A 6,318-nucleotide genomic window follows, 5' to 3' on the forward strand; every position below is an offset into this window, starting at 1 on the left:
AGACGCCGGCGTCAAGTCGGTCAGCGGCTGAGCTCGATACGGCTGGTGACCACCGATTTGCCGCTCGAAAGATCCCTGTCGATCGTCTGGAGCCTGAGGCGATCGGTGCCGATCTTCTCGATGCTCATGTTGGCTGTCCGATCACCGTTGATTACCCTTGCCCAGCGGACGCCGAGATTGATCGCATTGCCTCGCCGGTTGCCGGAAAGGACCGAAGGCTGGCCCGAGGGACCGACATAGGTGCCACGATAACCCCGATCCGAAGCCCGGAGGTCGGCTGATATGCTGCGCCGGACGACCAGCAGGCCGCGGCAGGTTCCCTGCATCGACAGGGTGGTCGCGCCGGCCGTCGTGGTGAAGCTGCAGGTGACATCGATGGGACTCCCCCCGATGCGGGTGAGAACCGTGCCGTTGCCGCTCCAGTCGCCGGCAAGCGCTTTCAAGAAATCGCCTTCGGCCGCCAGAGCCAAGCCCGGCGAAAAAGCAAACGCGGTAAACGCGGCGGAGGCGAGAAATGAACGCATGGCGACGATCCATCTGAATGCTCGCATCGAACGCCGGTTGAGCCATTCTGTTCCATCTGGCATCCCAAGCCGCCATCGATCGCACAATCCCGCCGGTCCTCTTGAAGCTGATGCATATCGAAGTCGGCGATCAACTCACGCTTGATGTCGCCAACGGTGAATTGATCGCCCGTCCTGTCGAGAGCGGCCGCAAGCGCTATACCCTTAGCGAGTTGCTGAAGGGGAGCGATGCCATGGTGACGCTGAATGCCGCGGTCGCCGATGCTCACGAAGGCGATCCGACAGGGCACGAGATCTGATGATCCGCAGCAACGTGCCGAGGCGTGGCGCAGAAAACCGCCCAATTTATCGAGACGCTGGACGAGGCAACCATGAACGAAATCGTCTCCCGCGTGGTCAGCGCCATCGACCAGGCCCCGGAACCAGCCTGATCTCTTCCCTTCATCCTCCCCTGCCCTAACTGCGTTTCCGGGAGAGGAAGAAGGAGAAGCGAGCATGATCATCCGGTCTGGAAGCTGCCTTTGCGGCAAGGTGCGGTATTCCGTCAAGGATGCACCGCTCAGGATCGGGCTCTGCCATTGCGCCGATTGCCGCAAGGAAAGCGGCTCAAGCTTCGTCACCTTCGGCATCTGGCCGCGGCATGGCTTTGAAAGCACAGGCGAAGTCCGGTATTTCCGTGGGCGCGGTTTCTGCCCCGAATGCGGCTCGCGCGTCTTCAACGAGAGCGACGGCGACGAGATCGAGATCCGGGTCGGATCGCTCGACATGGCGCCGACCGATCTCGAACCGATCTATGAGATATGGGTGAAGCGGCGGGAGAACTGGCTGAGCCCGCTTCCCATCCCGCAGTTCGAAGAAGATCGCAATTGACGCAGTCGCCACGGACCGCCCCCCGAGAGTGCCGTCGAACTGAAGGGAAACGAACAAATGTCCGAACAGATCGACAAGGCGATCGCCATCGCGACCCAGGCGCATGAAGGACAATCGTCGAAGACCGGCGGTCCGTTCATCGACCATGTCAGACGAGTCGCTGAAAATGTGGCTGGCGAAAACGAAAAGCAGGTCGCCTGGCTGCATGACGTGGTCGAAAAATGCCCCGGCTGGACGTTCGAGCGGCTGCGCGAAGAAGGCTTTTCACAAGCGGTCGTCGATGCAGTCGATGCGATGAGCAAGCGCGACGGCGAGGAATATTTCGCCTTCGTCCGCCGCTCGATCGAGAACCCGCTCGCCCGCCCGGTGAAACGCGCCGACCTTACCGACAATCTTGCCCAGATGCGCAAGATGGGCGGCGACGGCTCGAAATTCGCCGAGGGCCTGCGCATCCTCAACGAACAATATCCGGCCTGACCCACGGAACCTTGAGCCGTCCCCGCCGTTCGTTTTCGCGCGGCAGAAGCCGCTCTCTGGCGATAGGATGGACTGTGGAACTCAAATCTCAGGTGGCATTGGTGACGGGGGCAGGCTCGGGAATCGGTAAGGCTGCAGCCCTGAAGCTTGCGGGAAACGGCGCCAAAGTGGGCGTACTCGGGCGCACGAAAAGCGAAATTGACGGCACGGCCCGGGAAATAGAAGAGGCGGGCGGCGAGGCGCTGGCGCTCGTGGCCGACGTTTCCGATGAGAACCAGATGCGCGAGGCGATCAACCGGCTTGCGAAGAAATTCGGCCGGCTCGATATCGTCGTCGCCAATGCCGGCATCAACGGCGTCTGGGCGCCGATCGACGACCTGAAGCCGGAAGAATTCGACAGGACGATCGCCATCAACCTGCGCGGCACCTATCTGACGCTTCACCTCACCGTGCCGCATCTGAAGGCACGGGGCGCCGGCGCGATCATCGTCGTCTCCTCGATCAACGGCAACCGCACGTTCACGACACCCGGCGCCACCGCCTATACCGCGACCAAGGCCGCGCAGGTGGCGATAGTGCAGCAACTGGCGCTGGAACTCGGCAAGCATCACATCCGCGTCAACGCCGTCTGTCCCGGCGAGATCGAAACCAATATCGGTGAAAACACCAATCTGCGCCACGAGGAGGAAACCGCAATTCCGGTGAAATGGCCGCAGGGCCAGGTTCCGATCAGCGACGGCAAGCCGGGAAAGAGCGAGGACGTCGCCGAAGTGATCGCCTTCCTCGCCTCCGACCGCTCCCAGCATGTGACCGGCACCCCGATCTACGTGGACGGCGGCCAGGGGCTGCTGAGGTAGGCACCCGCGTCTGCCGCTGATCGCCAGATCGTGAACTAGGGGGCGGCGGTGATCGGGCCGCCGCCCTTTCCTCCGGAAGATCGGTCGAGGTGATCGCCGCGGAACCAACCCGCTCCGTCCTTCAAAGCCTGCAATTTGCTTTCCACGAGTTGAAACTACCGGATCGCAAGAACAACTGCTCTCCCGGTTCGCCTTTTGCGGCCGACCACCGGCCGACGCTGCCCGCCAGCATAAAGATAAAGGTTGAAATGCGGAGGGAAATCGGCAATTTCCTGTCTGGAATGGAGGCTGATCCCATGTCCAGCACATCAGCGGCAAAAGCGCCGGTCGTCATCATCGACCTGCAGACCAACATGTTCGACGGCCTTGTCGAGCCACCACTCCACGAGGCTGATCTCCTCACCAACCGCGCCCGCAAGGTGATCGACTGGGCGCGGCGCGACGGCCGAGCGATCGCCTTCGTGCGCCACGACGGGCCGGAGGGCGATCCGCTGGCGCCGGGAGAGCCCGGCTGGCCCGTCTGGCCGGCACTCGGCCAGCGGGATGACGAGCCGACATTCGCAAAGTCGGTGCGGGACGCCTTCAGCAACCCGGAACTCGGCAAATGGGTCGAGAGCCAAGGCGCGCCGGAAGTGGTGATCCTCGGCGCCCAGACGGATTTCTGCATCGCCGGTACGGTAGAGGGCGCGATGGCCGCCGGGCTGAAGGTGACGGTAGTTTCCGATGCCCACAGCACGCTCGATCAGCCTGAAGAGAACGCCGCCGCTATCATCCGCCGCTACAATGCCCAGTTCGCCAAGGCCGGCGCCAATCTGGTGACGAGCGAGGCGCTTACGGGCTCGCCGGCCGCCTGAGACCGGTTCCTCGCATTCGAACCAGCACAACGACGAATATGGCTGCAGCGTCGAAAACCGCGGACACTTCCTCCTCGAGACATTGGCCGCCGTTCGCAAGGTCCGGCCCAGGCACCGTCCGCCTACGGCTCGCTTCGGCGTCACCGAGTTTGACGGCCGTGATGAGGAAACCCTGCAGGAACGGCGCCTGCCATGACCATCTGGTGTCGGCGCTTCCCCTCACGTCACCCTGCGACAGCCAAGGGCCGGCTGCAGTGTGCATAGATTCTCTGGCTGATTTCGGCAGGCTGTCCTGTGCCGTCCATGAATGTGAGGAGCGGCTTCATCGCAGTCCATCGCGCCTTGATCGAGTCAATACGTTCAGATGACTTTTCTTCGTGCTTGAGACTGTCGCCGTCACGCGCGCGCAGCCGCTGCAGAAGCGCCTCGGTAGGGACCTCGAGGTAGAACGCGAAATCCGGACGCGTCACGCCGCCATTGATCTCGATCAGAAAATCGGGGTCGACGCCTCGGTGAGTGAAGACGGCAAACGTCGCGAGAACGTATCGGTCGGAGATCACGACGGCCCCGCGGTCCAGGGCCGGATCGATGACTTCCATGACATGCCGATGCCGGTCGGCGGCCGCAAACAGAGACAGAATGCGGGCTTTTTCAGCGCTGCCGCCGTGGTCGTGAAAATGCTCGACAATCGGCGCGTCGCGATACCAATCGGTTGGCTGCCGGGTCAAAACGACCTCCCGTCCAGCGTCCCTGAACCGTTGCGTCAGCCTCTCGATCTGGGTGGATTTGCCCGAACCATCGAAGCCGTCGATTGTGATGAACAGACCACGATTCGCCCGTTTGGGCCGAAACACCTTGCCAATGCGTGACGGGTCGAGACTGCTGACTGGAATCATCGGTTTTGTTCTCTCGAAAATTGTTCTTTGATGTGAACGCGGCAACTGCTGGTCAATTGGATTGGCGAAACTCTGCCGCTGCTTCCGGGTTCTTGGAATTCACGAAGACCCGCGACATGTCCGGGGTCGTCATCTCCAAGCGCTGTGAAACCATTCGGGCTTGCTTCCGCACGTTCGGCCGGTTCGCGCCTGCTGGTCGCAGGATGACGATGTCGCCTTTCCGTGGGGCGCAGCGCTGCATGACTTCGTCGCGGGTGATGCGGAGCTGTCCGTTCAGAAACGAATAGGCATCCTGTGGGGATGAGGAAAGATCCATGTCGCACCTCGAGTTTCTATAAATGAGATCATTCTCAATATTTACACTTTGGTACCGAAGTCAACCTCCGGCCACCGTGAGATGACCGCCATCCGTCGCCGGGGCCGAGGCGCGCTGACCGGACGCAGCGGCGGCAGATTGCCAATTGCACATGCAAAACAAGGGCATCGGTATCAATCGCGGCTTTTGTCTGGGTTTGATGCCGAAAGCGGTTGCGCGACAGGAATGGGTGGGGTATCAGTTTTGCGACACGTCTAGAAAAAAGGATGGTCGTTTGCTGCTGCTTGTCCTCTACTACGCTGCGGTAACCCTGGCCGGTGTGACGCGCGGTCTCTGGGTCGTCGCGCTCGGCTGGTCATCGGCCCTCGTCGGCGGGTCGGTCACGCTGATCGGCATCGCCTTTCTCGTCGGTCACCTCATCAACGTCCTGCTCGCCCCGGGCGTTGGCGCGCTGATCGACCGGCGCAGCCGCAAGCGTCTGGCAATGGTCGGCCAGGCGCTGTTCGGTGCCGCCATGGCACTGCCGGGCCTGGCCTATCTGCTCGGCTTCGAGCTCAGCTACGCGATGATCCTTTTCGTCGCGTGCTGCATCGCGGCGGCAGGACTTCTGCAGGGCGGCGCGCTCGACGCGATCCAGAAGTCCATCGTCGAGCAGGCCGATATCAGGCGGACCAACGCGATCGTAAACGGACTGCGGCAAGGCTCGATGATCGCCGGTGCCGGTCTTGGCGGGCTTGCGCTGATGTGGTTGCCGCTCCATGCCGCCTTCGCGCTTGGCGTGGTCCTCTGCGGCCTGGCGGTCCTGTGCGTGCTCGGACTGCCGGACGCCTATCCGCCATCGGGTGGGCGCCGGAGCTACATGGCGCAGGTGGCGGAAGGTTACCGGTTCTTCGTGCAGAAGCCGGAACTGGGCCGGCTGGCGGCGCTGATCGGGTTCAGCACGTCCGTGGGGCAGCTGTCGAACGTGCTGCTGCCGATGCTGGTGCAGCGCGAGCTTGCCGGCGGCAGCGGGCTGTATGGATTGATCGACGCCCTGTGGTCCGTGGGAGGGATCTCGGCCGCGGTTTTCGCCGCGCGAATCCTGCAGCGGTTCAATCTCGACGGTTTCGAGTATCTGGCCATCATCGCGCTCGGGCTTCTTGCCGCCAGCATTTCGGTCACCGCCTATCCGGGGGCGGTCGCGGTCATCTATTTCCTGATGGGCTTTGCGTTTTCGTTCTCGAAGATCCTGTGTGACGGGCGAATGATCGAGCTGGCCGACCTGGAGTCGATCGGCCGGGTGCGCACCCACACGCAAGCGGTCACCAGCGCCTTCGGACTGCTGGTGTTTTCGATGCCCGCAGTCACCGGCCTGGAAGACGTGAACCTCCAATATGTCTTGTGGGGCACAGGCATCGCCACCATCGCGGCGGGGATCTATCTCCTGGACCTGCAGGCCAGCGGCAACCGGGCGGCGCTTCGACAGGCAAACAGCAAAAATGATCCGCATCAATGAACGTCATTACTCAGTTGCGAGGCTGTCGC

Annotated in this window: 9 protein-coding genes; 6 read left to right on the top strand and 3 right to left on the bottom strand. The window is 62.3% G+C overall.

Going from position 1 to position 6,318, the window contains the following annotated elements; all coding sequences use genetic code 11:
• Positions 1 to 20: 20 nt before the first annotated feature.
• The gene (locus ABCW43_RS21415; RefSeq protein ID WP_345928157.1) at positions 21 to 524 is read right to left on the bottom strand and encodes a hypothetical protein; all 504 of its coding nucleotides are present in this window, start codon (positions 522 to 524) and stop codon (positions 21 to 23) included.
• 110 nt (positions 525 to 634) lie between these two features.
• Here ABCW43_RS21415 and ABCW43_RS21420 point away from each other — a divergent pair, with 110 nt between their 5' ends.
• The 5 genes from ABCW43_RS21420 to ABCW43_RS21440 all read left to right on the top strand — a co-directional run bounded on the left by ABCW43_RS21420 (position 635) and on the right by ABCW43_RS21440 (position 3,582).
• On the top strand, positions 635 to 823 hold the full coding sequence (locus ABCW43_RS21420; protein ID WP_345928159.1) for an AbrB/MazE/SpoVT family DNA-binding domain-containing protein: 189 nt from the start codon (positions 635 to 637) through the stop codon (positions 821 to 823).
• Positions 824 to 1,019: 196 nt separating this feature from the next.
• Positions 1,020 to 1,394: a GFA family protein gene (locus ABCW43_RS21425; RefSeq protein ID WP_345928160.1), complete on the top strand. Its 375-nt coding sequence runs from the start codon at positions 1,020 to 1,022 to the stop codon at positions 1,392 to 1,394.
• A 57-nt stretch (positions 1,395 to 1,451) separates the two neighbouring features.
• Positions 1,452 to 1,871, top strand: coding sequence for an HD domain-containing protein (locus ABCW43_RS21430; protein ID WP_345928163.1), 420 nt, complete (start codon positions 1,452 to 1,454; stop codon positions 1,869 to 1,871).
• A gap of 74 nt (positions 1,872 to 1,945) precedes the next feature.
• Complete coding sequence (locus ABCW43_RS21435) at positions 1,946 to 2,728, top strand: SDR family oxidoreductase (protein ID WP_345928164.1); 783 nt, start codon at positions 1,946 to 1,948, stop codon at positions 2,726 to 2,728.
• A gap of 296 nt (positions 2,729 to 3,024) precedes the next feature.
• On the top strand, positions 3,025 to 3,582 hold the full coding sequence (locus ABCW43_RS21440) for an isochorismatase family protein (protein WP_345928166.1): 558 nt from the start codon (positions 3,025 to 3,027) through the stop codon (positions 3,580 to 3,582).
• Between the two features lie 224 nt (positions 3,583 to 3,806).
• Here ABCW43_RS21440 and tmk read toward each other — a convergent pair whose 3' ends face one another.
• On the bottom strand, positions 3,807 to 4,478 hold the full coding sequence (gene tmk / locus ABCW43_RS21445; protein ID WP_345928167.1) for a dTMP kinase: 672 nt from the start codon (positions 4,476 to 4,478) through the stop codon (positions 3,807 to 3,809).
• Between the two features lie 52 nt (positions 4,479 to 4,530).
• Positions 4,531 to 4,794, bottom strand: coding sequence for a hypothetical protein (locus tag ABCW43_RS21450; protein WP_345928168.1), 264 nt, complete (start codon positions 4,792 to 4,794; stop codon positions 4,531 to 4,533).
• Between the two features lie 274 nt (positions 4,795 to 5,068).
• On the opposite strand from ABCW43_RS21450, the gene ABCW43_RS21455 reads away from it, so the two are divergent.
• Positions 5,069 to 6,289 carry an MFS transporter gene (locus tag ABCW43_RS21455; RefSeq protein ID WP_345928170.1) on the top strand — a complete coding sequence of 407 codons (1,221 nt, stop codon included), beginning with the start codon at positions 5,069 to 5,071 and terminating at the stop codon, positions 6,287 to 6,289.
• The last annotated feature ends 29 nt before the right edge of the window (positions 6,290 to 6,318 follow it).

Origin of the sequence: Neorhizobium tunisiense, from assembly GCF_039631515.1 — a bacterium.
Classification (GTDB): domain Bacteria; phylum Pseudomonadota; class Alphaproteobacteria; order Rhizobiales; family Rhizobiaceae; genus Neorhizobium.

What these genes read in the sequence shown, in the direction of transcription:
- ABCW43_RS21420 (WP_345928159.1), top strand. Translation starts at nt 635, where the DNA reads ATGCATATCGAAGTCGGCGATCAACTCACGCTTGATGTCGCCAACGGT.
- ABCW43_RS21425 (WP_345928160.1), top strand. Translation starts at nt 1,020, where the DNA reads ATGATCATCCGGTCTGGAAGCTGCCTTTGCGGCAAGGTGCGGTATTCC.
- ABCW43_RS21415 (WP_345928157.1), bottom strand. Translation starts at nt 524, where the DNA reads ATGCGTTCATTTCTCGCCTCCGCCGCGTTTACCGCGTTTGCTTTTTCG.
- ABCW43_RS21440 (WP_345928166.1), top strand. Translation starts at nt 3,025, where the DNA reads ATGTCCAGCACATCAGCGGCAAAAGCGCCGGTCGTCATCATCGACCTG.
- ABCW43_RS21430 (WP_345928163.1), top strand. Translation starts at nt 1,452, where the DNA reads ATGTCCGAACAGATCGACAAGGCGATCGCCATCGCGACCCAGGCGCAT.
- tmk (WP_345928167.1), bottom strand. Translation starts at nt 4,478, where the DNA reads ATGATTCCAGTCAGCAGTCTCGACCCGTCACGCATTGGCAAGGTGTTT.
- ABCW43_RS21450 (WP_345928168.1), bottom strand. Translation starts at nt 4,794, where the DNA reads ATGGATCTTTCCTCATCCCCACAGGATGCCTATTCGTTTCTGAACGGA.